Source organism: Azospirillum sp. A26, from assembly GCF_042604635.1.
GTDB lineage: Bacteria > Pseudomonadota > Alphaproteobacteria > Azospirillales > Azospirillaceae > Azospirillum > Azospirillum palustre.
The window spans coordinates 1039630-1063354 of sequence record NZ_CP170473.1; the positions used below are offsets into that span (position 1 = coordinate 1039630).

The following is a 23725-nucleotide window of genomic DNA, read 5'->3' on the forward strand; positions in this document are numbered from 1 at the left end:
ATGACGCCACTCTCCGCCACCCTCGCGCGCTGGCTCTCCCTCGATGAACCCGCCGTTCTGGTGACCGTCGCCGAGGCGCGCGGCTCCACCCCGCGGGAGGAAGGGGCCGGCATGCTGGTGGGGCGGGAGGCCTGTGCCGGCACCGTCGGCGGCGGCCGGCTGGAATGGACCGCCATCGCCACGGCGCGGCGGATGCTGGAGGAGGGCAGCGACGCCGAAACGCTCGACCTTGCGCTGGGGCCGGCGACCGGGCAGTGCTGCGGCGGGCATGTGGTGCTGCGGTTGGAGCGCGCCGACGCCGGCACCGTCGCCGCCCTGGAGGAACTCGAACGCCGGGCGCGGGCGGCGCGGCCGACCCTGCTGCTGTTCGGCGCCGGCCATGTCGGACGCGCCATGGCGACGGCCTTCGCGCCCTTGCCGCTGCGCCTGCTGTGGATCGACGGCCGGGCGCAGGAGTTTCCCGAGACGATCCCTGCCGGGGTGGAGCGCATCCTGACCGACAGCCCGCTCGACCCGCTGGCGAACGCCCCGTCCGGGTCCGGCTATCTGGTGCTGACCCACAGCCACGCGCTGGACTTCGAGATCGCCGAGGCGGCCCTGCGGCGCGGCGATGCGGCCTATGTCGGCATGATCGGCTCGGCGACGAAGCGCGCGAAGTTCGAACGCTGGTTCCGGGCGCGCGGGCGGGAGGTGGACGCCCTGGCGGGGCTGACCTGCCCCATCGGCACCGCGCTGACCGGCGACAAGCGGCCGGAGGTGATCGCGGCCCTCGTCGCGGCGGAGCTGCTGGTGGCCTTCGCGCGCCCTCTCGGCCCCCCTCTCACCCCATCGCCTCCGCCCCCGACACCAGCTCGATCAGCTCATTCGTGACCTGTTCCTGGCGCAGGTGGCGCGCCGTGGCGGTCAGCCCGTCCAGCGTGGTCTCGATGTTGTGGCGGGCCGTCATCATGGTGGAGAGGCGCGCGGCATTCTCGGCGGCGAAGCTCTCCATCGCGGCATCGGCCAGCAGGGCGAAGACATACTCGTCCACCAGCCGGGCGGTCAGCTCGCGGGGCGGCATGTTGATCAGCGGTGGCACCGGCCGGGCGCCATCCTGCGGTAGCCCGAGCGGCAGCAACGGCCGGCGCACCGGTTCCGGCGGGGCGCCTGCGTCGGTCCGGCCATAGAGCAGCTCCACCCGGCCCAGCCGCCCCTCCGCTGCCGCCCTATAGAGCGCGTCGGCGATGCGCCGGGCGGTGGCGGTGACGCCATCGGTGTTGGTCGCCATCGCCGTGCTCCACTTCGGCGGGCGTCCGCGCTCCTCCAGCAGGGCGGCGCCGCACAGGCCCACCACCCACAGCGCGCAGCCGTCCGGGGCGGCCAGCGCGGCATCGACCAGCCGTTCGGCGAAGGCGCCGATGAAGCCATGCTCCGGCGCGAACAGCACGAGCGCCGAATGACCGTGCTGCCCGTCCGTCGGCCACTGGACCGGCGCATCGTCCAGCAGGGCCGCCGCCTGGGCCAGCGCCCCGGCGATGACCTCGGCATAGGCGCGGGTTCCCGCCAGCGTGCCGAGCGCCTGCTGCAGCCGCATGGCGGCCAGCGAGCGCATGACGTCGGTCACCGCCTCCAGCTCCTGCACGCTGGCCCGCCGGGCCTCGACATCGGCCAGCCGCTCGCTCATGGCGTCCCTCCGCCCGTCTCTCCGCCAAGCGCGGCGGTGGCTTGGGCGGCGGCCTGGGCGATCAGGTCGCGCAGCGCCGTCTTGGTGGCGTCGTCCAGCGCCTCGCCGATCTTCGGCGGGCGGGCGGCGACCAACCCGGCCAGCACCGCCTGGAAGCGGGGGATCGCCTCCACCGGCAGCCCGTCCAGCGTGCCGTCGGCGAGCGCCAACAGCTGCGCCGCCTGGACCGCCAGCGGCCGGGGCGACAGGTGGCGCTGGGCCAGCAAGGCGCGCATGCGCTGGCCATGCGCCACCGCCTTGCGCGTCCGCTCGTCCACCAGACCGCCGAAGCGGGTGAAGACTTCCAGCTCCAAGAACTGGGCGTAATCGAGCCGCAGCGGTTCGGCCAGAGCGCGCAGCACCGACGGCTGCGCCTTGCCGCCGACGCGCGACACGCTGCGGCCGATGTCGACCGCCGGCTTCTGCCCTTCGTAGAACAGCTTGGCGTCAAGGCAGACCTGACCGTCGGTGATCGAGATCAGGTTGGTCGGGATGTAGGCCGACAGGTTGCCGCCCTGGGTCTCGGCGATGGGCAGCGCCGTCAGCGACCCGCCGCCCCTGGCCGGGCTGAGCTTGGCGGCACGCTCCAGCAGGCGGCTGTGCAGGTAGAACACGTCGCCCGGATAGGCCTCCCGTCCCGGCGGGCGGCGCAGCAGAAGCGACAATTGGCGGTGGACCGCCGCATGCTTGGAGAGATCGTCGACGATGACCAGGGCGTGGCGGCCGCTGTCGCGGAAGTGCTCGGCCATGGTAAAGCCGGCATAGGGCGCCAGCCATTGCAGGCCGGGGGCGGAATCGGCGGCGGCGATGACGAACAGGGTGCGCGCCGCCGCCCCGCCCTGGCGCACCGCCTCGATGACCGCACGGACGCCCGACGCCTTCTGGCCGACGGCGACATAGACGCAGAACACGTCACCATCCGTCTGGTTGAGGATGGCGTCCACCGCGATGGCGGTCTTGCCGGTGGCGCGGTCGCCGATCAGCAGCTCGCGCTGGCCGCGGCCGAGCGGGAACATGGCGTCGATCACCGCGGTGCCGGTCAGCAGCGGTTCGGACACCGCCGCCCGCTCCGCAATGGTCGGGGCGGGGCGCTCCACCGGCTCCCAGCGCTCGGCCTCAACCGGCGGGCCACCCTCCAGAGAGTTGCCGTCCAACGAGTTGCCGAGCGGATCGACCACCCGGCCTATCAGCCCGTCACCGACCGGTACGCGCAGCACCGTCCCGGTGCCGTGGACGGTGCCGCCGGCCATGACCTCCGCCGCATCGCCCAGCAGGACGCAGCCGATCTGCCCGTCCAAATCCATGGCGAGCCCGGCGACTCCGCCGGGGAACAGCAGCAGTTCGTCGACCCGGACGTCGGGCAGACCGGAGACATGGGCGATGCCGTCCCCCACCGATTCCACGCGCCCGACCGATTCCAGTCGCGCAGCCGTCTCCAGCCCATCGAGCCGGCGCAGCGTGCCCGGCATCCAGGCGTCGAGCGCTTCCTCAAGCGACGGCGTCGGCACTGTGTCTTGCGGAGTCATGACGCGTCATCTCCTGCTTGGCTTCGGCCAGCGCCTGCTTCCAACTGCGGCGGACGACGCTGTGGGCAAAATGCAGCTCCACCCCGGCGATCAGCGACGGGTCTTCGACCGGTTCCAGCTCCACCGGCCGGCCGAGCGCCGCCGCCAGCCGGTCGCGCGTCCGGGCGGTGTCGGCTTCCGCCAGCACAGCGGCGATGACAAGCCGCACCGGCACCGGGTCGATCCCATCGGCCAGGGCATGGCGTTGCGGCGCGCTCAACGCCTCCACCGCCGCGCAGGCCTCGTCCAGCAGCGGGACGGTCAAGGCAGTGGCCGGAGCGTCGCGCAGAAGCCGGCTCGCCAGACGGATGCCGAGATCGGCGGCATGGCGCTGCAAAGCCTCCAGCGCCTGTGCCCGTTCTTCGGCCAGCCGGCTGCGCGCTTCCTCCAGCGCATGGTCGGCCTCGCCCCTGGCCTTATCGAGCAGGGCGGCGCGTTCGGCCTCCGCCGCGGCGCGGGCGGCGGCGATCAGACGGTCGCGCTCGGCGGGCAGGGCGGTGCGCTGGTCTTCCAGGCTCCGGCGCGCGGTTTCGGCGGCTTGGCGCGCGGCCTCGGCCTCGCTGCGGACGCGCTCGGTGGCGGCTTGCCGCTCGGCGATCACCGCCAGGACCGGCCGGTAGAGGAAGCGGCGCAGCAGCCAGACCAGGATCAGGAAATTGACCGCCTGGAGCAGAAGGGTCCAACCGTCGATGTGCATGACGGACCTCAAGGGTTGCGGCACTCAGGCGAACGGATTGGCGAACAGCAGAAGCAGCGCCACGACGAGGCAGTAGATCGCCATCGTCTCGATCATTGCCAGACCGACGAACAGGGTGCGCGACAGGGTGTTGGCGGCCTCCGGCTGGCGGGCAATGGCCTCCATCGCCGCGGCGACGGCACGGCCCTCGGCCAGCGCCGGGCCGATGGCGCCGACCGACACCGCCAGTGCCGCACCCAGGATGCTGATGGCATGGACGTCCATGGTTGCTACCCCTTCTCGATGGTTCCGACAGCGCCGCCGATGAAGACCGCGGCGAGAATGGTGAAGATGTACGCCTGGACGAGGCCCAGCAGCAGCTCCAGCGCCATCAGCGGCACCGGTACGAACAGCCCGGCCAGCGACAGCACGATGGCGATGACGAACTCCCCGCTCATCACATTGCCGAACAGGCGGATCGACAGCGAGAAGGCGCGCGTCAGCTCCGACAGCAGGTTCAGCGGCAGCAGAAGCGGGGTGGGGTGGGCGAAGCCCTTCAGATAGTTCCACAGGCCGCGCCGGCGGATGCCCAGCGCCTGGGAGGCCAGCAGCACGATCAGCGCCAGCGCCGCCGCCGTTTCCAGGAAGGCGGTCGGCGCCTTCAGCCCCGGCACCAGCCCCGACAGGTTGGCGACCGCCAGATAGAGGAACAGCGTGCCCAGCAGCGGCAGGAAGGGCGTGGCGTTGGTCTGCATCGTCTCGGCGATCTGCCGGCGCAGCGTCTCCACCACCAGCTCCAGCACGGTCTGCACCGGGCCGGGCCGCTCCACCCGCAGCCGCCGGGTCGCGAGTGCGGAGCCCAGCGCCATCGCCGCCATCAGTCCCCAGGTGACGACGACCGGCAGCGTCACCGGGACCGGGCCCAGCAGGAAGACGACCCGCGTCGTCAGCGGGGACTCGGTCATGGCATCCTCTCCTTCGGTCCCTCCAGCGCTCCCTCCTGCATCCGCCGCTCGCGCCGGACCACGACGCTGCGCGCCAGTTGGAAGCCGGCCAGCATCGCCAGCAATGCCTCCGCCCCGCCCCAGACCGCGGCGATGGTGAAGCCGGCGGTGGCGCCGGCCAGCCGCAGCAGATAGAGCGGCATCGCCCGCCGCACTCCGCCCACCGCATAGAGCCGCGCCGTCGCCGCCAGCCCGCGGAAGAACAGGGTGCCGAGCATCAGGCCGGCCAGTGCCCCGGCAAGGATGGGGAGCAGATAGAACGGCACTGTCATCTCAGCGTTCCTGTTCGATGCGGTTCCAGGCGAGCCAGCCGCCGAGCGCGACGCCCGCGACCAGCAGTGCCGCCGTCCAGAAGATCCCGCCGCCGGCCCGCTCGTCGAGCCAGCGTCCGGCGAACAGCCCGGCCAGGGTCGGGACGATCACCAGCCAGCCGAGCGCCCCGATCAGGGCGAGGTTGCGGCCCATCGGCCGTTCGCCCTCGCGCCGCCAATGCTCCCGCCGTTCACGGTGACGGCGGACGCTGCCGGGAAGCGGATCCTTGTCGTCGGGGTCCAAATCATCGGTCATGGCCTGTCCTCCCCGCCGTCCGCAGTGGGTGCGAATGGACCCGTGGGGCGCCGGTCCGGCCGCAGATAGGCCAGGATGTGGCGGACCGCCGCCAGATGCATGCGGCGGGCGCCGGAGCGGGCCTCCCCCTCCTCCTCCACGGTGCGGCGGAAGCGGGCGAGCACGTCGCGTTCCAGCGCACGCAGGTCGTCGCCCGGCACCGCCTCGCGCGTCGCCACCGCGATCTGCGCGCCGCCGCGGATGGTCAGCACCCCGCCGCGCACGGCGCAATGGCCTTCCCGGCCGTCGGCGGTGCGCCAGCTGATCACGGAGATGGCCAGGGCGGTCAGCAGATCGGCATGGCCGGGCCAGATGCCGAAGGCGCCGCTGGCGTCCTCCGCCCGCAGATGGCGGATGCCGGTGAGCGTCGCGGCGACGGAGGTTGGAGTTGTGACGATGAGGGAAAGGTCGTTCATCCTGTCCTCCCGGCGCGGTCGCGCTCGCGGACTTGGTCCAGGGTGCCGGTCATGAAGAAGGCGCTCTCGGCCCAGTCGTCGCACTGGCCGTCGAGGATGGCGCGGCATCCCTTCAGCGTTTCCTCCAGCGGCACGCTGACGCCGCCATGGCCGGTGAAGGCCTCCGTCACCAGGAAGGGCTGGGTCAGGAAACGCTGCAAACGGCGGGCGCGGCGCACGGCCAGCCGGTCGGCGGCGCTCAGCTCCTCCATTCCCAGCAGGGCGATGACGTCCTGCAATTCGCGGTAATGGGCGATGGTCTTGCGCACCTCCTCCGCCAGCCGGTAATGCGCCTCGCCCACCACCAGCGGGTCGAGCAGGCTGGAGGTGGAGCCGAGCGGATCGACCGCCGGATAGAGCCCTTCCGCCGCCATGGCGCGCGACAGCACGATGGAACTGTCGAGATGGCTGAACAGCTCCGCCACCGCCGGATCGCTGAAATCGTCGGCCGGGACATAGACCGCCTGGATCGCCGTCACCACGGCGCCGGGGGTGGAAGCAACCCGCTCCTCAAGCTCGGCGATCTCGCTGGCCAGCGTGGGCTGATAGCCGACGCGGGACGGCAGGCGGCCCAGCAGGCCCGACACCTCGGCACCGGCCTGGACGAAGCGGAAGACATTGTCCATCAGCAGCAGCACGTCCAGCATCTCCTCGTCGCGGAAATGCTCGGCGATGGTCAGGGCGGTCAGGCCGACGCGCCAGCGTGCGCCCGGCGGCTCGTTCATCTGGCCGAAGACGAGTGCGGTGCGGTCCAGCACGCCGGACCGCTTCATCTCCTCCCAAAGCTCCTGCCCCTCGCGGGACCGTTCGCCGATGCCGGCGAAGACGGAGATGCCGGTGTGGCGCTCCACCATCTTGCGGATCAGTTCCATCACCAGCACGGTCTTGCCGACCCCGGCGCCGCCGAACATCGCCGCCTTGCCGCCGCGGGCCATCGGGGCCAGCAGGTCGATCACCTTGATGCCGGTCTCCATCAGGTCGCGGCGCGGACTGCGGCGGGCCAGCGGCGGCGGCTGGCGGTGGATCGGCGAGCGCGGCGTGCCGGGCGGCAGCTCCGGCCCGTCGTCGCGCGCAAGCCCCATCACGTCGAGCAGGCGGCCGAGCACCGCCTTGCCCACCGGGGCGGTCAGCGGGCCGCCGGTGGGGCGTGCCGGCGTGCCGCGCCGCAGGCCGGAGGTGCCCTGGAGGGCAATGGCGCGGGCGGTCCGGGCGTCCAGATGGCTCTGCACTTCCGCCACCAGCCGCTCCGGACCGTCCCACAGGATCTCCACCGCCTCGAACAGCGGCGGCAGGGCCGCTTCGGCAAAGCGTAGGTCGATGACGGAACCGCGGACGGCGACCACCTCTCCCGGCTCCCGCTGTGGATCCGGGCTGGACGAACGGTCGGCGGATGGCGTTTCGGCGGAAGACTGAACGGACATGGTCACTCCGGCCGGTTGGGCAGGATGGGAACCGTACAGGATGGCGCGGGCGACGGTGACGCTGCGGAAAGAAGCCCCACCCTGCCTTCCCCCGTTGGCCGGGGGAAGGGGCGCCGGGGAGCGGCGCCGTCGGGGTGGAGGGCAACACGTCAACCAGATCGACCACCAGACCCAAGGATAGACCCCTTCGCCGCGTTGCGGCATTGCGTCAAATCAAACCCTGTACCCACAAATTGTCTTAACCGGCGCGGAGAGCGGCCCCCTGTCTTCGACCGAGTGCCCGGTCCTCCGCCCGGATTCGCACGGCGAGCATCGCCGCGTTGAGGAGGGAGAAGAGAAGGGCGTAGCCGGCCATGCCGAAGGCGAGCGGAAGAGCGGCGATCTCCACCGCGACCGCCAGATAGTTGGGATGGTTGGTGAAGCGGTAGGGGCCGGTGCGGACCGGCGGCACTCCGTCGAGCACGAGGATCCGGGTGGTCCAGCGCCGCCCCAGCGTCGCCTGCACCCAGAGGCGGAGCGTCTGCATGGCGAGGAGGACCGCCAGCCAGACCGGCTCGACGGGCACGATGCCCGCCGTTCCCGGAAGACACAGCGGGCCTCCCAGGGCGGCATTCCAGAGGCCGGCCAGCCACCCGACATGCAGAAGCACCATCACCGGGTAATGGCCGCGCCCATGTTCCCGCGCACCTTCGGCCAGCAACGCCGCGCGGTTGCGCCGGTCGATGACCAGTTCGCTGAGACGCTGCGCCGTCATCAGCAGCATGACGACGATCGGAACTGTCATGGCCTGCGCCGTCATTGCGGCCCCCGCCGCATCGTGATCAGGTTGGCAGCAAAGCCGGGGCCGAGCGCCAGAAGCGCCGCCCGGTCCGGCAACCCCGCCCGGCGCGCCCGATCCAGCACGAACAGCACCGTGGGGGCTGACATGTTGCCGTGATTGGCCAGCACCGCCCGTTCATGATCGAGGCTGCCGGTCTCCAGCCGCAGCACCTCTTCCAGCGCCGCCAGCACGCGGGTGCCGCCGGGATGGCAGATGAAGCGGCCGATCCGTTCTTCCTCCGCACCGCATTGGGTGAGCAGCCGGGCAAGGGCGGGGCGGAGATGGGCTTGCAGGAATTGCGGCAGCGCCGCCGATAGCACGATGCCGAAGCCGCCATCGTCGATGCGCCAGCCCATGATGTCCTGCGACCGCGGAAACAGATGCTGGCCGGCACCGTCGATGACGGCGAAGGCGCGCTCATCCGCACCGCCGCGCAGCACACAGGCGGCGACACCGTCGCCGAACAGGGCGGTCGCCACCAGATTGGCGCGGCTGCCGTCATCCTGCCGGAAGGCGAGGCTGCACAGCTCCATGGTCACGAACAGCACGGTGCGGCCGGTGGGCGCCGCCAGCCGCGCGGCGGTCGCCAGCCCCGCCACGCCGCCGGCACAACCGAGCCCGAACAGCGGCAGCCGCTCGATGTCGGGCCGGAAGCCCATGGCTTCGGCGAGCTGCGCGTCCAGGCTCGGCACCGCGAAGCCGGAGGAGGAGGAGACGACCACGCAATCGACCTCCGCCGGAGCGACGCCGGCATCCGCCAGGGCCGCGGTCGCCGCCTGGACGAACAGGGCCTCGGCCGCCTGCCGGTAGGCGGCCATGCGGTCGCTCCAGCCATGGGGGGTGGCGTACCAGTCGGCCGGACGGGCGCAGTGCCGCCGGGCAATGCCGGTGTTGGCGAAAACCCGCTCGAACTGGGGAAAGCCGGCAAGCCGGTCGCCGAAGATGCGGGTGGTGAGGAGGGCGGCCTCCTCCTGGGACAGGACATGGGGCGGCAGGCCGAGGCCCAAGCCAAGCAAAGCCACGGGTGGGAACACGGGGGGCGGCTCCATTCAGGACATCGCGGCCGCAAGCGGGATGCTGGCGGCGCGGCGGGTGGGGAACACGCCGGTGGGGCCGTCTATTCGCTGCCGCCGAGGGCCCGAAAAAACTTATCTGCGACCGAATAGCCGCCGGGGGTGGCGTGTTGTCCGCCAGCGCCGCGATACGGCGAACCGTCCCCCCGAATTCCAGGAGAAGTCATGATGAGCGTTCACGCCAAGGCCGGAAGCACCGTCCTGGCCGGCCTGCTGTGCGCCGCCGTGTTCGGCACCGGCCTGCTGGCCCCCGTCTCCGCCCGTGCCATGGGCGACGACACCACCCCGACCTGCAAGCCGGGGGAGGTCTATGACAAGAAGACGAAGCAATGCGTGAAGCAGAGCGGCGCCAACCTCACCGACGACAACATCGCCGACTACGCCTATTCGCTGGCGAAGGCGGAGCGCTATCAGGAGGCGCTGGACATTCTGGCGACGGCACGCAATCAGGACAGCCCGGTCGTGCTGAATTACCGCGGCTATGCCACCCGCAAGCTGGGCCGCGTCGACGAGGGCATCGGCTATTACCTGAAGTCGGTGGCGGCCGACCCCTCCTACGCCAAGGTCAGGGAATATTTGGGGGAAGCCTACATGCTCAAGGGGCGCTCCGATCTGGCGCGGGAGCAGCTGGCGGCAATCCGCGCGATCTGCGGCACAGGATGCGAGGAGTACCGCGACCTGGAAGAGGCCATCGCCGCGCCGGCCAGGGGCTGACGCCACCGGCGGGGACGCTTCCCTCCCCATGCAGGGGGCGTTCCCGCCGCTTTGTCCAGTCACCGGGAAGGCGGATGATGGCTATCGTCGAGAGCGGCCGTGAGGCATATGGTTGGTCGCGGCCGGTACAGCGCCGAAAGGATCGGATCGGCCCGGATGCCATGCGAGGGAGCGGTGAGATCGCAAGCGAAGCGGAAGTCAGGCACGGCTTGTCCGTCACCTTGCCGCGCCTTTGGCGCTATGGCTTCGTCCTGTCGCGGCAGCGCGACTGGGCGGACGATCTGGTGCAGCAGACCTGCCTGCGGGCATTGGAGCGGCACGGCCAGTTCCAGCCCGGCTCCCGCATCGACCATTGGCTGTTCGCCATCCTGAATTCGGTCTGGCTGAACGAGGTCCGGGCACGGCGGGTCCGTTTCGGCCAGGGGACCGTAGAGGCGGAGACGAGCCTGGAGGTCGACGGCGCGCGCGAGACCGAGGCGAAGGTTCTGGCAGGCCAAGTGATGAGGCTGGTCGGCGATCTGCCGGAAGCGCAGCGGGCGGCGGTGTTCCTCGCCTATGTGGAGGGCCTGACCTACCGCGAGGTCGCCGCTGTTCTCGACGTGCCGGTCGGAACGGTGATGAGCCGTTTGGCGGCGGCGCGGGCGAAGCTTGCGGACAGGATGAGCGACGGAGCGGCGAAATGACCGGAGAGAACGACGAGTCCGCGATGCCCTCCGACGAGGAATTGACCGCCTTCATCGACGGCGAACTGGAGGAGCCGCATCGTGCCCGCCTGCTCGACCTGATCGAGCGCGATCCGGCGGTCGCCGCGAGGGTGGAGCATCTTTCCCGCGCCAGCCTGCCCTTCGGCGAGGCCTTCCAGCCCCTGTTGGACGCCGCCCCGACGGCGGATCTGCAGCGCATGCTCGACGGAATGGCCGTGCCGCCGGTTGCCGCCAACGCGGTCGTTCCGCTGACACGCCGCCGTCTGTTCGGCGCCATCGCCGCGTCGGTGGCGGCGGGCGTGCTGGGCGACCGGCTTCTGGTCCGGCTGTTCGGAACCGGCGACGGCGACGAGTTGGCCGACGATGACGGCGGGCCGGACCGGGAGCGCCACTGGCATGGCGTGGTCGCCCAATATATCGGGTTGTATACACGGGAAACGCTGGGCGGGACCACACCCGGCCGGGATGCCCAGTCGGCACAGCTCGCCACCCTGAACCGGCCGCTCAACCTGTCCCTGACGCCCGAGGCGGTGGAGGTCGCCGGAGCGGAATTCCGCCGGGCGCAAATTCTATCCTACGACGACATGCCCTTGGCCCAGATCACTTATCTCGATCCGCGCAGTGGGCCGCTGGCGCTCTGCATCCTGCGCCGTCCCGGCACCGTGCGCGGGGTTGAGCAGGAAATGCGCGGCGGGCTGTCCATCGCCTATTGGACCGGGCCGGACCATGCCGCCCTGCTGATCGGCCGGCTGCCTCCCCAGGATCTGACGGCCAAGGCCGAAGCGGTCCGGGGGCGGCTGGCTATCTGATACGCGTGCCGATCCGGCCGGGACAGGCTCGCCAATGGCGACTCCGTCCCGGCCGGAAAAGTCTTAGCCCATGATTTCGAACTTGATGCCCTGGGCGAGCGGCAGCGCGGAGGAGTAGTTCACCGTCGCGGTCTGGCGGCGCATGTAGGCCTTCCAGGAGTCGGACCCGGACTCGCGGCCGCCGCCGGTCTCCTTCTCGCCGCCGAAGGCGCCGCCGATCTCCGCACCGCTGGGACCGATATTGACGTTGGCGATGCCGCAGTCGGACCCGGCGGCCGACAGGAAGCGCTCCGTCTCACGCAGGTCGGTGGAGAAGATGCAGGAGGACAGGCCCTGCGGCACGGCGTTCTGCAGCGCGATGGCCTCCTCCAGCGTGTCGTAGGTCAGGACATAGAGGATCGGCGCGAAGGTCTCGTGCCGGACCACCTCGGTCTGGGCCGGCATCTCGACGATGGCGGGGGTGACGTAATAGGCATTGGGGAAGCGGTCGGTCAGCGTGCGCTCGCCGCCGGCCACCGAGCCGCCCTCGGCCTTGGCGGACTCCAGCGCGCGCTGCATCGCCTTGAAGGCGTCGGCATCGACCAGCGGACCCATCAGCACGCCGCTCTCCAGCGGGCTGCCGATCGACACGGAAGCGTAGGCCGCCTTCAGGCGCGGCAGCAGCTGGTCCTTGACCGAGCGGTGGACGATCAGCCGGCGCAGCGTGGTGCAGCGCTGGCCGCAGGTGCCGACGGCGGAGAACAGGATGGCGCGCAGCGCCATGTCGAGGTCGGCCGACGGCGCCACGATCATGGCGTTGTTGCCGCCCAGTTCCAGGATCGAGCGGCCGAAGCGCTCCGCCACCACCTTGGCGACCTCACGGCCCATGCGGGTGGAGCCGGTGGCCGAGACGATGGGGAAGCCGGGGTGGGCGACCAGCGCCTCGCCGACCTCACGGCCGCCCTGGACGATCTGGGACAGGTTGGCCGGGGCATCGCCGAAGCGGGCGACGGCGCGCTCGAAGATCACCTGACAGGCGGCGGCGGTCAGCGGGGTCTTTTCCGACGGCTTCCAGACGACCGGGTCGCCGCAGACCAGGGCCAGCGCCGCGTTCCACGACCACACCGCCACCGGGAAGTTGAAGGCGGAGATGACGAGGCAGGGGCCGGCCGGGTGCCAGGTCTCGCGCATCGTATGGCCCGGACGCTCCGACGCGATGGTCAGGCCGTAGAGCTGGCGCGACAGGCCGACGGCGAAGTCGCAGATGTCGATCATCTCCTGCACTTCGCCCAGGCCTTCCTGGTAGATCTTGCCGGCTTCCAGCGAAACCAGACGGCCCAGATCCTCCTTGGCGGCGCGCAGTTCCTCACCCAGCAGGCGGACCAGCTCGCCGCGGCGCGGGGCCGGCACCGAGCGCCACGCCTCGAAGGCGCGGGCGGCGTTGGCGACGATGTCCGAAACCTGCGACGGCGCGGTCTCCGCCACCGTGGCGAGCGTGGCGCCGTCGACCGGCGAACGGGCGGTCAGCCCGGCTCCGCTGGAGGTCAGGCCGAAACGGGAGAGGATGTCGCTGTGCTGCACCGGGGTGGCTCCTTGGGTCAAAAAGCGAGGCATATGATGTTCCCTGTCCCATGCCGGGAGAGGGGGTATTCTCTCAGATCACTTTCCCTTGCCCGCTGCACGGATCTCGGAAAGCGTCCGGCTGGGGGTCAGGGCCTCGGGGTCGAGCTTGATGTGGATGATCGCCGGCAGGCCGGACGCGCGGGCGCGTTCGAAGGCCGGGGCGAACTGCTCGGTGGTCTCCACCGTCTCGCCATGGCCGCCATAGGCGCGGGCGAAGGCGGCGAAGTCGGGATTCCGCAGTCGGGTGCCGGACACGCGGCCGGGATACTCGCGTTCCTGATGCATGCGGATGGTGCCGTACATGCCGTTGTCGACGACCAGCACGATCACGGCGGCGCCCTCCTGCACGGCGGTGCCGAACTCGATCCCCGTCATCTGGAAACAGCCGTCGCCGGCGAAGCAAAGGACATCGCGGGTGCGATGCTGGAGCTTGGCTGCAATGGCGGCCGGCAGGCCGTAGCCCATCGAGCCGCAGACCGGCGCGGCCTGGGTGCCGAAACGGCGGAAGCGGTGGAAACGGTGGATCCAGGTGGCATAGTTGCCAGCGCCGTTGGTGAAGATGGCGTCATGCTCCAGCCGCTCGTCCAGCCAGGCCATGATGCGGCCCATCTGAACGTCGCCGGGGATGGCGTCGGGCGGGGTGCTCCAGGCGTCGTAAGCGGCGTGGGCCGCTTCGGCGCGGGCGGCCCAGCCGGGCTTGGCCGTCACGCCGAGCCCCGACATCGCCTCGAGGAAGGCGGCCGGCGTGGCGACCATGCCCAGCGTCGGGCGATAAACGCGGCCGATCTCCTCGGCGCCGGGGTGGATGTGGACCACCGCCTTGCCCGGATTGGGGATGCCCAGCAGGTCGTAGCTCTGCGACGGCACTTCGGAGAAGCGGTCGCCCAGCAGGATCAGCAGGTCGCTGTCCTTGACCAGCGCCGAAAGCTTCGGATTGATGCCCAGCCCGATGTCGCCGGCATAGAGAGGGTGGCAATGGTCGAACAGCATCTGGCGGCGGAAGGTCACGGCCACCGGCAGGGCCAGCCGTTCCGCGAAACGCTGAAGTTCGGCGACCGACTCCTCGGTCCAGCGGGAGCCGCCGACGACCAGCAGCGGACGTTCCGCCTTGGCCAGCAGGGCGCCGAAGGACGTCACCTGCGCCGGCGTGGGGGCGCCATCGACCGTCTCCGCCCGCGGGGCGACGGGCACGTCCGCGGTTTCCGTCAGCGTGTCTTCCGGCAGGGCCAGCACGACCGGGCCGGGGCGGCCGGCCATCGCGGTGTGGAAGGCGCGGGAGATCATCTCCGGCACGCGGTCGGCGCTGTCGATCTCGGCGACCCACTTGCACATGCCGCCGAAGAGCTTGCCGTAATCCACCTCCTGGAAGGCGTCGCGGCCGCGCATGCCGCGCTCGATCTGGCCGACCAGCACGACCAGCGGGGTTTCGTCCTGCTGGGCGACATGGATGCCGGAGGCGGCGTTGGTGGCGCCGGGACCGCGGGTGACGAGGCAGACGCCGGGGCGGCCGGTCAGCTTGGCCTGCGCCTCCGCCATCATCGCCGCACCGCCTTCGTGGCGGGCGACGACCATCTCGATCGGGCTGTCGTGCAGGGCGTCCAGCACGGCGAGATAGCTCTCGCCCGGCACGCCGAACACCCGCCGCACGCCCTGCGCCTCCAGCGCCTCGACGATCAACTGACCACCGGTCTTCATCGCGACCCCGCCCCGCCCTGCCTATGGGAATTTTCTGGATCTCCAGGATACCGAGCGTGCCGTGCCGCGCGCCAGGGCGCAAACGACTTTCTTTCCACACGTCATGAGCTTTGGTAATGAGGTCGTCATGGATCTGCAGCGCCGCCTTCTTCCGTCCATGAGCATGCTGTCCGCCTTCGAGGCGGCGGCCCGTACCGGCAGCTTCACCGCTGCTGCGGCGGAACTGTCGCTGACGCAAGGGGCGGTCAGCCGGCAGATCAAGGCGCTGGAGGACCAGATCGGCACCGCCCTGTTCATCCGCAAGGGCCAGCGGGTGACGCTGACCCCGACCGGGGCGCTCTATGCCGATCCGATCCGCGACGCGCTGCGCCAGATCGCGGCGGCCACGGTGCGGACCATCGCAGCACCCAAGGGCGGCGTGCTGAACCTCGCCATCCTGCCAACCTTCGGCACGCGCTGGCTGGTGCCGCGGCTGCCGGCCTTCCAGACGGCGCACCCGCAGGTGACGATCCACTTCACCACCAAGCTGGCGCCTTTCGATTTCCGCCTGCACGATCTGGATGCGGCGATCCATTACGGCTTCGGCGACTGGCCCGACGCCGTCTGCGACCATCTGCTGGACGAGGAGGTGCTGCCGGTCTGCTCCCCTGCCTTCCTCAAGGCGCATCCGGTGGCGGAGCCGGGGGACCTGTTGTCCCTGCCGCTGCTGCACACGAGCACGCGCGCCGATGCGTGGAACGAGTGGCTGTCGGCCCAGGGGCTGCCTCCGCGGCCCGGCGCCGGCATGGTGTTCGAGCAGTTCGCCACCACCGCCCAGGCGGCGGAGGCCGGGCTGGGCGTCGCTCTGCTGCCGACCCTGCTGGTCCGTGCCGAGCTCGACGACGGCACCCTGCTCCCCGCCATCGACCGGCCCCACCGCAGCGCGCGGGCCTATTACCTCGTCCACCCCCGCGGCAAGGGCAACCACCCGCCCTTCGCCGCCTTCCGGCAATGGCTGCTGTCGGAGGCGCGGGGGGAGCAGCCTCAGGCGTAGCTCACACCGCCGCCAGTTCTCCGACCCCGTCTCCGTTGCGCCGGACGGTCATCCGCCGCTTGTGGAAAGCGGCGAGGCTGGGACGGTGGCCGATGCTGACCAGCGTCGTGCCGGGCAGGCGGGCGCGCAGCAGGCCATAGAGCCGCTCCTCCGTCTCCGGATCGCAGGCCGAGGTCGCCTCGTCGAGATAGAGCCAGTCGGGCTTGTGCAGGAGGGCACGGGCGATGGCGATGCGCTGCTGCTCGCCGCCGGACAGGCGTTGCGACCAGTGGTCCTCCTCCGCCAGACGGTCGGCGAAGCCGGCCATGCCGACGGCGTCCAGCACCTCGCGCACCGCCTCGTCCGGGAAGGCGTCGGGAGTGGCGGGGTAGGTGACGGCGGCGCGCAGGGATCCGATGGGCAGGTAGGGTTTCTGCGGCAGGACCATGCTGCCGTTGGCCGCGATGGTGCCGCCTCCGGCCATAACGGTGCCCGGCAGCGCGATCCGGCCGCGGCCGAAGGGCCAGATGCCGGCGATGGCGCGCAGCAGGGTGCTCTTGCCCGACCCCGACGGACCGGTGATCAGAAGGGACTCGCCCGGCTGCACCGTCAGATCGGCGTGGACCAGCGGCGTACCGCCGTCCGGCAGGGTCAGCGCCAGCCCGTCCAGCGTCAGGGCGCCGTCAGCCGCCGCAATGCGCTCCACCCCGGCATGGTCGCGGGCACCGGCGCGGACGGTCGCCACAGCGTGGTGGAAGCCGGTCAGGCGGCTGGTGGTGGCGTGCCAGTCGGCGAGGTTCACATAGGCGTCGATGAACCAGGACATCGCCCCCTGCACCTGCCCGAAGGCCTGCGAGGTCTGCATCAGCGATCCCAGCGGCAGGGCACCGCTGAAATAGCGCGGGGCGGCGACCAGCAGCGGGAAGATGATGGCGATCTGCCCATAGGCGGAGGTGAACCAGACCAGCCGCTTCTGCGTGCGCATCAGCGACCACCAGTTGGCGACGACGCGGGCGAAACGGTCGCCGAAGCCGAGCGCCTCCTGCACCTCACCCTGTTGCAGGGCGACGCTCTCGGCATTCTCGCGCAGGCGGACCAGAGAGAAGCGGAAGTCGGCCTCGTACCGCTGCTGGTCGAAGCTGAGACGGGCCAGCGGTTTGCCGATCTTGTGTGTGATCCAGGTGCCGCCCACGGCATAGACCAGCGCCACCCACACCATGTAGCCGGGCAGGTCGATGCCGAGCCAGGGGATGGTGACCGATCCGGACAGGCTCCATAGGATGGCGAGGAAGGAGACCAGCGAGACCAGATTGGTCATGAAGCCCAGCGACAGGCTCAGCGTCAGCTGGACGAAGCTGCGCAGATCCTCGGCGATGCGCTGGTCGGGGTTGTCGGTGCCGGTGTTGGCGAATTGCAGGCGGTAATAGGTCTGGTTCTCCAGCCAGTCGCCGAGATAGCGCTTGGTCAGCCAGCGGCGCCAGCGGATTTGCAGCATCTGGTTCAGGTAGAGGCGATAGACCGCCACCGCGATGAAAACCAGCGCCAGCCCGCCGAACACCAGCAGGGCCTGGATGAAGCCGGCTTGGTCCTTCTCCTGCAAGGCATCGAAGATGTCGGCGTTGATCTGGGTGAACCAGACCTCCATGAACACCGCCGCCAGATTGAGGACGACGATCGCCGCCAGCAGGCCGCGTGCCGCCCATTTCTCCTCCGACGACCAATAGGGCTTGGTCAGCCGCCAGACATCGGACAGGAATTGACGGGCGACGGACAGGCGTCCGGAAGAGGACGGTGGGGAATACGCACGCGCGGGCATTGGTTGGGCACTCGCAAGCGGCCGGGACGATGCTTGCCGATTACCACCCTTTGCCGCGGCTGGGGCATGAAATCGCTGTCACTTGCCGCGGATCATGTCCCAACTCGCCATCAGCGCCCCGCCGGCGATCAGCGCGCAGGCGGCCCAGACGGCCCAGCCGCCGCTGGCCTGCCCGAACAGGATCAGCAGCAAGGTGGAGACCGGCGGCACGGCATAGGACAGCACGCCCAGCGCCCGGATGTCGCCGCGCTTCATTCCATGGTCCCAGACGAAGAAGGCCAGCCCGTCCGGCCCGATGCCGAGGGCCAGCAGGACCAGCCAGCCCAGCGCCTCTTGAGGCCAGACGGTGGCATCCTCGAACAGCAGATGCCCGATCAGGCCCAGCAGGGCGGTGACGAGGCAGAAGCCGCTGACCGCCTCGGTCGGAACCGAGCCGAAACGGCGTGACAGGACCGAATAGGCCCCCCAGATCAGCGCCGCCGCCAGGGCCGCACCGTAGGCGGGCAGGTTGCCCCCCAGGGTGCCGGCGTCCAGGTGCAGCCCGCCGCCCCTGCCCGAAACGATCAGCGCGGTGCCGGCCAGCCCGCACAGCGCGCCGGCCACATGGGTGGCCTTCAGACGCTCCCCTGGCAGCAGGGCGGAGAACAGGACGATGCAGAGCGGCCAGAGATAGTTGATGAGATTGACCTCCACCGCCGCCGATGGGGCCAGATGGAAGGCAAGGAACAGGCAGGCGTGATAGCCGAATAGTCCGCCGACGCCGACCAGCCAGACGGGCAGCGGCTGGCGCAGGGCACCGATCACGCTGCGGCCGCGCACAGCCGCGACGCTGCTGCCGGTCAGGAAGGCCAGCCCGAAGGTGACCGCCACCAGTTGAAGCGGCGGCATGGCGCTGGACATCGCGGTCAGCAGCGCCGCCGTCGCCCAAAGCAGGATCGCGATGGAGCCGATGCCGGTGGCGCGCCGCACCTCCGCCATCAATGGCGTGGCGGCGGATGACCGGGACAGAACAGAACTGGGCGGGGCGGAATCGGGAAGGGTGTCGGCACTCATGCGGGGGTGCATAGCCTATGGGTCAGCCGCCCGCAATGGCTGTCGGGAGCGACGTCTTGTCACCCGATTCCCGTCAACCGGCCCAGCCGGCGGGCCAGCGGTGCAGGCTGTGGACGACGACCGGCACATCATGCAGTCGCCCGATGGGCGACGGCAGGGCTCCAGCACGTCGGCACGGGCAGGGCTGCGTCAGCGCTGCTGTCCGGCCGAAGCGCGGCAGTCGTTGAGGATGTTGCCGACGGTCACCCGTTCCCGCTCATCCATGGTCAGGCTCCAGCGCGCCTTCACCAGGACCCAGTCGGCGACATAGAGACAGATGCCGTCGCGCTTGGGCGGCAGCCACTCCTCCGGCCCCTTGGAGCCCTTGGCGCGGTTGGCCTCTCGGCTGGAAACTAGCAGGGTCAGCGGATCGCTGGTGTCGTTGGCGTAAGCGGCGCGCTTCTCCCGGCTCCAGTCATAGCCGCCGCTGGCATAGGCCTCCTCCAGCGGCACGCGGTGGTCGATGTCGACCATCTGCGGGTCGGTGTAGCGCTCGCCGGTGTAGGGATCGAGCCAGTCGCCGGACTTCACGCCGCAGCCCTTGGCATCGAGTGTTGCCGGGCGGCGGGAGTCGCGGATTAGCACCTTCTCGCGGGCATTCAGGCAGCCGCCGTCGAGCGCCAGCCAGTGCGGCCATTCCTCGCGCTGGTAGCCCTTGCGCCTTTCGGGTTCCACCCGGATGCCGTCGAGTTGGCGGGCGACCTCGGCGTAGTCGATCCGGTCGGCGGGTCGGGCGACGACCGGCGGTGGCGGTTCGGCGGGTTCCTGCTTGCGCGGCTGGCGGGGGCGGTGGGTTTCCTCGCCCAGCAGACGGTCGAGCGTGCCGGGCGGGATGATGTGGAGCCGCTCGGCCACCGCAACGATGGCGAGGATCGCGAGGACGATCAGCAGCGCCCGGATGGGAAGGGATCGGCGGCGGGCCATGGTTCGCTCATCCTGATGGCGGCATCCTCTCCCGGGGCGGGAGACGAGGTTTAGAGTTGTCTGATGCTTATTGAAGCAGCAGACAACTCTAAGCTTTTGGTTTTCCGTGTGATTCACGCTTCAAGCGATTCCGCTTGAACCGATCACACTCTAATCGGCCCCTCATACCCCGGTATCGGATCCAACCTCAAGGCATGCGGCCGGTCAGGGTGGCGCTCAATCCCTGGAGCAGGCCGACCTGGCACACAGTGTCGAAGGTAGAGCGCAGCAGCGACGGGTCGCCGATCGACACGCGGATGTCGCCGGCCCGCGCTTCGGTGTGACGGCGGCGGACCTTGCTGCCGCACAGCTCCTGCAACACCTCAAGCAGCATCACCAGCGAAGTCGCGCGGCCGGTGCAGAGGTTGTAGACCTGCGCCCCGGCAAAGCGCCGCTCCATCGCCAGCGCCAGGATGCGCACCACATCGCCGACGAAGACGAAATCGCGGACCTGCTGGCCGTCGCCATGGATCTCCACATCCTCGCCGCGGGCGACCCGGCGGGCGAAGATGGAGATCACGCCGGAATAGGGCGACATCGGATCCTGGCGCGGACCGTAGACGTTGAAGAAGCGGAAGCCGACCGTCGGCACCCCCTGGATCGCCCAGGCGACACGGGCATGCATCTCGCATCCCAGCTTGTCGACGCCATAGGCGGACAGCGGGCGCGGCAACTCGTCCTCATTCAACGGGGTGTTGCTGTTGTCGCCGTAAATGGCGGCGGAGGAGGCGTAGACCACCGGGATCGGACCGCCGCGCTTGGCGTCGCGCGCCGCCTCGAACACGGTGACGGTGCCCAACAGGTTGGTGCGGTGGGTTTCCGCCCACAGCTCCCGCGATTTCTGGACCGACGCCACGGCGGCAAGGTGGAAGACGCCGTCGACCCCCTCGCCGGCATCGCCGGCCATCGCCTCGCGCACCGCGTCGGGATCGGCCACGTCGCCCACCACCAGCTTTGCGGCGCTTGGCTTGTTCTCCAGCGTGCCGCTCGACAGGTTGTCGAGGATCGTCACCCGATGCCCGTCGGCCAGCAGCCGGTCTGCCAGATGCGAGCCGATGAAACCGCAGCCGCCGGTGATGAGGTAGTGCGCCATGGTCGGTCCAAGCCCTTCCTTCGTTGCACCGGCTTTGCCGCAGTGCAGCGGGCTCGCCGGAAATCCCCTTCAAGAGTCGGGACACAACCGGCGGTTTGCCAGACCATCTTCGGGATAGGGTGGGGCCCCAACAGGGGAAGCGGCGCCGCCCGTCCGGCGACGGCGGGGGCGAATCGGCCGCACTTCCTCCATGACAGTTTCCGGACAGGCGGGACCGACGGTTCAACAGGGTTATCCACCATCTTGTCCACGGTTCTGTGGATAACCATGGTCAAGCTCGTGAGGTTCGAACGCGAGTCACGTCGGTCACACTGGTGCAGAAATGCTGCTGTGTGCGAACGGTTGGCTGGCCGGATCCTTTGCTGCAAAGCACAATGCCAGCCCACGCGAAAAGCCCCGCTGTGGCGGTTGTGCCACGGCGGGGCCGTTCGACGGCTGCGGAAGATGCTGTGGACGACAGTCCGGCTTGCGCTTGGCCGGACTATGCCCGTTCCGGCGTCAGCCCTGCTTGGGACCGAACGTCTCGGCCTTCACGGTGGCGAAGGCCCAGTCGAGCCAGGGCAGAACGGCCTCCATATCCTCATTCTCCACCGTGGCGCCGCCCCATAGCCGCAGGCCGGGAGGCGCATCGCGGTAGGAACCGGCGTCGAAGGCGGCCTCTTCCTTCTCCAGCAGGGCGGACAGCTTCTTGGCGAAGGCGGCCTGGGCCTCCTCCGACAGGGCGGTCACCTCCGGATCGGTGAAGCGCAGGCAGATCGAGGTGCAGGAGCGGTTCGCCGGATCCTTCGCCAGGAAGCCGGCCCAGCTGCTGGCCTCCTCCCATTCGGCGACGATGCGCAGATTCTGTTCCGACCGGCGGATCAGCTGGGTCAGGCCGCCCAGCGACAGGGCCCAGCGCAGGCCGTCGATGGCATCCTCGACGCAGAGCATCGACGGGGTGTTGATGGTGTCGCCTTCGAAGATGCCTTCGATCAGCTTGCCGTTCTTGGTCATGCGGAAGATCTTCGGCAGCGGCCGGTCGGGCTGGAAGCTCTCCAGCCGTTCCACCGCGCGCGGGCTCAGCACCAGCATGCCGTGCGCCGCCTCGCCGCCCAGCACCTTCTGCCAGGACCAGGTGGCGACGTCGATCTTGTGCCAGGGCAGCGCCATTGCGAAGGCGGCCGAGGTGGCATCGCAGATGGTCAGCCCCTCACGGTTGTCGGCGATCCAGTCGCCATCGGCCACCCGGACGCCGGCGGTGGTGCCGTTCCAGGTGAAGACGACATCGCGGCTGAAATCGACCGTCGACAGGTCCGGCAGTTCCCCATAGGGCGCGATCAGGTTGCGGACGTCCGGCAGCTTCAGCTGCTTGGCGACATCAGTGACCCATTCCTTGCCAAAACTTTCCCAGGCCAGCATGTCGACGCCGCGGGCGCCCAGCATCGACCACAGCGCCATCTCCACCGCACCAGTGTCGGAGGCCGGGACGATGCCGATGCGGTAGTCGCCGGGGATGCCGAGCGCCGCGCGGGTGAGGTCGATGACCTCCTTCAGCTTGGCCTTGCCCGGCTTGGAGCGATGGGAGCGGCCGAGCAGCGCGCCGTCCAGCGCATCGAGCGACCAGCCCGGACGCTTCGCGCAGGGACCCGAGGAGAAGAGCGGAGTGTTGGGCCGGCGGCTGGGCCGGCTGGCGCTGCTGGCAGTCATTGGACGAACTTTCTGGGGCGAACTTCCTGTCCCGGAACGGGAATGTGCGGAGGCCCGGACCTTAAAAGCTGCGACTGTCGTCGTCAATCGAGGGTGTGGCGAAGGATACGGGACCCAGCATGGCCTCGGCCGCAGGTCCCGTACCGGTTGCCGCCTATTTGCTGCGGCCGATCCTGCCGTTGCGGTAGGTCCAGGCGGCGTCCGCCCCGCCACCCGGCTGGGGCATGGAAACCGTCAGGGTGTCGTTGTCGATGGTGACCTGGGCGGCGTCGCTGCATGACCCGAAGGGGTAGGAGACCGTCGGCTGCGGGCCGCCGACCTCTAGGATGCGGAAGCGGGTCGGGCAGTCCTTGGCGCCGGTGTCGGACTGGAACAGGGCGATCCAGCGGTCCTTCATCGAATAGGCACCGACGAAGGACAGCAGGTCGCTCTCCTTGTCGTCGAACACCGGCTTGTCGTTCACCGCCACCTGGGTGTGCTTCGGCCCAATGTCGGTCATCGTCAGCACAGTGTTGCCCAGCGCCGCCATCAGGCGCGGCTCCGCCGCACTGGCGGAGGTCGCGATCCCGCAGGCAATCGAAAGGCTGCCCGCCACCGCGGCGCACACACTAAGAACCCGCAAATGCCGTCTCCCTGGCTGCTGCGCCCCGGCGGGGCGGCTTTACCGAACGGCGCGCACCATAATGCGGTGGGCGCTCCGCCGGAAGCCGTCCTTTTTGGTGCCGGTTTGCGGTCAGCGGTGGATCAGCGGATGTTGACGCTCAGGCCGAAGCCCGGAACCATCGGCTGTGGCGCATAGACGACCGGCGGCGGGGCATAGATCACCCGCGGCGGCGGGGGCGGCGCGTAAACCACGGGCGGCGGCGCGTAGATCACTGGGGGCGGGGCGTAATAGCCGCCGCGCTCCCGCCAGTGGCGATGGTGCGGGCGGTCCCAGCCGCCGCGCCAATCCGGCGGCCCACCACGCCATTCGCGGCCATGATCGCCCCGCCAACCATCACGCCCGCCATCATGGGCAGCGGCGGTGCTGATGGAAGCACCCAGCATCGATCCGGCGACCAGAGCGCCCAGAACCACGGCTTTCAATCCAGTACCAATGCGGCCAGTCATTCCGGCGTCCTCCTGGTGTCGGGGGTATCTTGTCCCCTCATGAGCCGATGAACGTCGCCGCTCCCGCTTTCATTCCACCCGGCCGCAAAAGATTTCGTCCTATTGCT

25 protein-coding genes are annotated in these 23725 nt (G+C 70.0%); 5 read left to right on the top strand and 20 right to left on the bottom strand.

Annotated features, from left to right (window positions below):
- Window positions 1-870, top strand: a complete 870-nt coding sequence (xdhC, locus tag ABNQ39_RS18630; protein ID WP_376962523.1) for a xanthine dehydrogenase accessory protein XdhC — start codon at window positions 1-3, stop codon at window positions 868-870.
- Here xdhC and ABNQ39_RS18635 read toward each other — a convergent pair.
- The 11 genes from ABNQ39_RS18635 to ABNQ39_RS18685 form a co-directional block, all read right to left on the bottom strand.
- Window positions 821-1663, bottom strand: a complete 843-nt coding sequence (locus ABNQ39_RS18635; RefSeq protein WP_376962525.1) for a F0F1 ATP synthase subunit gamma — start codon at window positions 1661-1663, stop codon at window positions 821-823. The two genes, xdhC and ABNQ39_RS18635, sit on opposite strands and share 50 nt — an antisense overlap.
- Window positions 1660-3228: a F0F1 ATP synthase subunit alpha gene (locus ABNQ39_RS18640; RefSeq protein ID WP_376962527.1), complete on the bottom strand. Its 1569-nt coding sequence runs from the start codon at window positions 3226-3228 to the stop codon at window positions 1660-1662. Before ABNQ39_RS18640 ends, ABNQ39_RS18635 begins: the two co-directional genes overlap by 4 nt.
- Window positions 3191-3964, bottom strand: a complete 774-nt coding sequence (locus tag ABNQ39_RS18645) for a F0F1 ATP synthase subunit delta (RefSeq protein ID WP_376962529.1) — start codon at window positions 3962-3964, stop codon at window positions 3191-3193. Before ABNQ39_RS18645 ends, ABNQ39_RS18640 begins: the two co-directional genes overlap by 38 nt.
- Window positions 3965-3988: 24 nt before the next feature.
- Window positions 3989-4228: a F0F1 ATP synthase subunit C gene (locus ABNQ39_RS18650; protein ID WP_012977203.1), complete on the bottom strand. Its 240-nt coding sequence runs from the start codon at window positions 4226-4228 to the stop codon at window positions 3989-3991.
- A 5-nt stretch (window positions 4229-4233) separates the two neighbouring features.
- Complete coding sequence (locus ABNQ39_RS18655) at window positions 4234-4908, bottom strand: F0F1 ATP synthase subunit A (RefSeq protein ID WP_376962532.1); 675 nt, start codon at window positions 4906-4908, stop codon at window positions 4234-4236.
- Entirely contained in the window at window positions 4905-5219 is a 315-nt protein-coding gene (locus ABNQ39_RS18660) for an N-ATPase subunit AtpR (protein ID WP_376962534.1), read from the bottom strand. Before ABNQ39_RS18660 ends, ABNQ39_RS18655 begins: the two co-directional genes overlap by 4 nt.
- 1 nt (window position 5220) lies before the next feature.
- On the bottom strand, window positions 5221-5514 hold the full coding sequence (locus ABNQ39_RS18665; protein WP_376962536.1) for an AtpZ/AtpI family protein: 294 nt from the start codon (window positions 5512-5514) through the stop codon (window positions 5221-5223).
- Window positions 5511-5969: a F0F1 ATP synthase subunit epsilon gene (locus ABNQ39_RS18670; RefSeq protein WP_376962538.1), complete on the bottom strand. Its 459-nt coding sequence runs from the start codon at window positions 5967-5969 to the stop codon at window positions 5511-5513. Before ABNQ39_RS18670 ends, ABNQ39_RS18665 begins: the two co-directional genes overlap by 4 nt.
- On the bottom strand, window positions 5966-7429 hold the full coding sequence (gene atpD, locus ABNQ39_RS18675; protein WP_376962540.1) for a F0F1 ATP synthase subunit beta: 1464 nt from the start codon (window positions 7427-7429) through the stop codon (window positions 5966-5968). Before atpD ends, ABNQ39_RS18670 begins: the two co-directional genes overlap by 4 nt.
- A 238-nt stretch (window positions 7430-7667) precedes the next feature.
- Window positions 7668-8213, bottom strand: coding sequence for an isoprenylcysteine carboxyl methyltransferase family protein (locus ABNQ39_RS18680; RefSeq protein WP_376962542.1), 546 nt, complete (start codon window positions 8211-8213; stop codon window positions 7668-7670).
- Between the two features lie 11 nt (window positions 8214-8224).
- On the bottom strand, window positions 8225-9283 hold the full coding sequence (locus ABNQ39_RS18685; RefSeq protein WP_376962544.1) for a type III polyketide synthase: 1059 nt from the start codon (window positions 9281-9283) through the stop codon (window positions 8225-8227).
- 204 nt (window positions 9284-9487) lie between these two features.
- Between ABNQ39_RS18685 and ABNQ39_RS18690 the strand changes: the two genes are divergently transcribed.
- The 3 genes from ABNQ39_RS18690 (at window position 9488) to ABNQ39_RS18700 (ending at window position 11549) form a co-directional block, all read left to right on the top strand.
- The gene (locus ABNQ39_RS18690; RefSeq protein WP_376962546.1) at window positions 9488-10036 is read left to right on the top strand and encodes a tetratricopeptide repeat protein; all 549 of its coding nucleotides are present in this window, start codon (window positions 9488-9490) and stop codon (window positions 10034-10036) included.
- Window positions 10037-10245: 209 nt separating this feature from the next.
- Window positions 10246-10719 (top strand): RNA polymerase sigma factor, encoded by a 474-nt coding sequence (locus ABNQ39_RS18695; RefSeq protein WP_204562000.1) that lies wholly within the window; start codon window positions 10246-10248, stop codon window positions 10717-10719.
- Window positions 10716-11549 carry an anti-sigma factor family protein gene (locus tag ABNQ39_RS18700; RefSeq protein ID WP_376962548.1) on the top strand — a complete coding sequence of 278 codons (834 nt, stop codon included), beginning with the start codon at window positions 10716-10718 and terminating at the stop codon, window positions 11547-11549. The genes ABNQ39_RS18695 and ABNQ39_RS18700 overlap by 4 nt, the downstream gene beginning before the upstream one ends.
- A 63-nt stretch (window positions 11550-11612) precedes the next feature.
- On the opposite strand, the gene amaB is transcribed toward ABNQ39_RS18700, so the two are convergent.
- Window positions 11613-13109, bottom strand: a complete 1497-nt coding sequence (amaB, locus tag ABNQ39_RS18705) for an L-piperidine-6-carboxylate dehydrogenase (protein WP_376962550.1) — start codon at window positions 13107-13109, stop codon at window positions 11613-11615.
- Between the two features lie 78 nt (window positions 13110-13187).
- Window positions 13188-14846, bottom strand: coding sequence for a thiamine pyrophosphate-binding protein (locus ABNQ39_RS18710; RefSeq protein ID WP_376962552.1), 1659 nt, complete (start codon window positions 14844-14846; stop codon window positions 13188-13190).
- A gap of 127 nt (window positions 14847-14973) precedes the next feature.
- On the opposite strand from ABNQ39_RS18710, the gene gcvA reads away from it, so the two are divergent.
- The gene (gcvA, locus tag ABNQ39_RS18715; RefSeq protein ID WP_376962554.1) at window positions 14974-15879 is read left to right on the top strand and encodes a transcriptional regulator GcvA; all 906 of its coding nucleotides are present in this window, start codon (window positions 14974-14976) and stop codon (window positions 15877-15879) included.
- Between the two features lies 1 nt (window position 15880).
- Here the strand turns inward: gcvA and ABNQ39_RS18720 are convergent, their stop codons facing one another.
- The 7 genes from ABNQ39_RS18720 to ABNQ39_RS18750 form a co-directional block, all read right to left on the bottom strand.
- Entirely contained in the window at window positions 15881-17674 is a 1794-nt protein-coding gene (locus tag ABNQ39_RS18720; protein WP_376962556.1) for an ABC transporter ATP-binding protein/permease, read from the bottom strand.
- 78 nt (window positions 17675-17752) lie between these two features.
- Complete coding sequence (yddG, locus tag ABNQ39_RS18725; RefSeq protein WP_376962558.1) at window positions 17753-18727, bottom strand: aromatic amino acid exporter YddG; 975 nt, start codon at window positions 18725-18727, stop codon at window positions 17753-17755.
- A gap of 189 nt (window positions 18728-18916) precedes the next feature.
- A complete protein-coding gene (locus ABNQ39_RS18730; RefSeq protein ID WP_376962560.1) occupies window positions 18917-19690 on the bottom strand; it encodes an HNH endonuclease in 774 nt (257 codons plus the stop codon).
- Window positions 19691-19877: 187 nt separating this feature from the next.
- The gene (locus ABNQ39_RS18735; RefSeq protein WP_376962562.1) at window positions 19878-20822 is read right to left on the bottom strand and encodes an SDR family NAD(P)-dependent oxidoreductase; all 945 of its coding nucleotides are present in this window, start codon (window positions 20820-20822) and stop codon (window positions 19878-19880) included.
- A 498-nt stretch (window positions 20823-21320) separates the two neighbouring features.
- Window positions 21321-22508: a phosphoserine transaminase gene (locus ABNQ39_RS18740; protein WP_376962564.1), complete on the bottom strand. Its 1188-nt coding sequence runs from the start codon at window positions 22506-22508 to the stop codon at window positions 21321-21323.
- Window positions 22509-22662: 154 nt separating this feature from the next.
- A complete protein-coding gene (locus ABNQ39_RS18745) occupies window positions 22663-23130 on the bottom strand; it encodes a hypothetical protein (RefSeq protein ID WP_376962566.1) in 468 nt (155 codons plus the stop codon).
- 122 nt (window positions 23131-23252) lie between these two features.
- On the bottom strand, window positions 23253-23618 hold the full coding sequence (locus tag ABNQ39_RS18750) for a hypothetical protein (RefSeq protein WP_376962568.1): 366 nt from the start codon (window positions 23616-23618) through the stop codon (window positions 23253-23255).
- Window positions 23619-23725 lie beyond the last annotated feature (107 nt).

Bases quoted from the DNA above. Each gene is read 5' to 3' on its own strand.
- xdhC (WP_376962523.1), top strand. From the start codon at position 1: ATGACGCCACTCTCCGCCACCCTCGCGCGCTGGCTCTCCCTCGATGAA.
- ABNQ39_RS18635 (WP_376962525.1), bottom strand. From the start codon at position 1,663: ATGAGCGAGCGGCTGGCCGATGTCGAGGCCCGGCGGGCCAGCGTGCAG.
- ABNQ39_RS18640 (WP_376962527.1), bottom strand. From the start codon at position 3,228: ATGACTCCGCAAGACACAGTGCCGACGCCGTCGCTTGAGGAAGCGCTC.
- ABNQ39_RS18645 (WP_376962529.1), bottom strand. From the start codon at position 3,964: ATGCACATCGACGGTTGGACCCTTCTGCTCCAGGCGGTCAATTTCCTG.
- ABNQ39_RS18650 (WP_012977203.1), bottom strand. From the start codon at position 4,228: ATGGACGTCCATGCCATCAGCATCCTGGGTGCGGCACTGGCGGTGTCG.
- ABNQ39_RS18655 (WP_376962532.1), bottom strand. From the start codon at position 4,908: ATGACCGAGTCCCCGCTGACGACGCGGGTCGTCTTCCTGCTGGGCCCG.
- ABNQ39_RS18660 (WP_376962534.1), bottom strand. From the start codon at position 5,219: ATGACAGTGCCGTTCTATCTGCTCCCCATCCTTGCCGGGGCACTGGCC.
- ABNQ39_RS18665 (WP_376962536.1), bottom strand. From the start codon at position 5,514: ATGACCGATGATTTGGACCCCGACGACAAGGATCCGCTTCCCGGCAGC.
- ABNQ39_RS18670 (WP_376962538.1), bottom strand. From the start codon at position 5,969: ATGAACGACCTTTCCCTCATCGTCACAACTCCAACCTCCGTCGCCGCG.
- atpD (WP_376962540.1), bottom strand. From the start codon at position 7,429: ATGTCCGTTCAGTCTTCCGCCGAAACGCCATCCGCCGACCGTTCGTCC.
- ABNQ39_RS18680 (WP_376962542.1), bottom strand. From the start codon at position 8,213: ATGACAGTTCCGATCGTCGTCATGCTGCTGATGACGGCGCAGCGTCTC.
- ABNQ39_RS18690 (WP_376962546.1), top strand. From the start codon at position 9,488: ATGATGAGCGTTCACGCCAAGGCCGGAAGCACCGTCCTGGCCGGCCTG.
- ABNQ39_RS18700 (WP_376962548.1), top strand. From the start codon at position 10,716: ATGACCGGAGAGAACGACGAGTCCGCGATGCCCTCCGACGAGGAATTG.
- ABNQ39_RS18710 (WP_376962552.1), bottom strand. From the start codon at position 14,846: ATGAAGACCGGTGGTCAGTTGATCGTCGAGGCGCTGGAGGCGCAGGGC.
- gcvA (WP_376962554.1), top strand. From the start codon at position 14,974: ATGGATCTGCAGCGCCGCCTTCTTCCGTCCATGAGCATGCTGTCCGCC.
- ABNQ39_RS18720 (WP_376962556.1), bottom strand. From the start codon at position 17,674: ATGCCCGCGCGTGCGTATTCCCCACCGTCCTCTTCCGGACGCCTGTCC.
- yddG (WP_376962558.1), bottom strand. From the start codon at position 18,727: ATGAGTGCCGACACCCTTCCCGATTCCGCCCCGCCCAGTTCTGTTCTG.
- ABNQ39_RS18730 (WP_376962560.1), bottom strand. From the start codon at position 19,690: ATGGCCCGCCGCCGATCCCTTCCCATCCGGGCGCTGCTGATCGTCCTC.
- ABNQ39_RS18735 (WP_376962562.1), bottom strand. From the start codon at position 20,822: ATGGCGCACTACCTCATCACCGGCGGCTGCGGTTTCATCGGCTCGCAT.
- ABNQ39_RS18740 (WP_376962564.1), bottom strand. From the start codon at position 22,508: ATGACTGCCAGCAGCGCCAGCCGGCCCAGCCGCCGGCCCAACACTCCG.
- ABNQ39_RS18750 (WP_376962568.1), bottom strand. From the start codon at position 23,618: ATGACTGGCCGCATTGGTACTGGATTGAAAGCCGTGGTTCTGGGCGCT.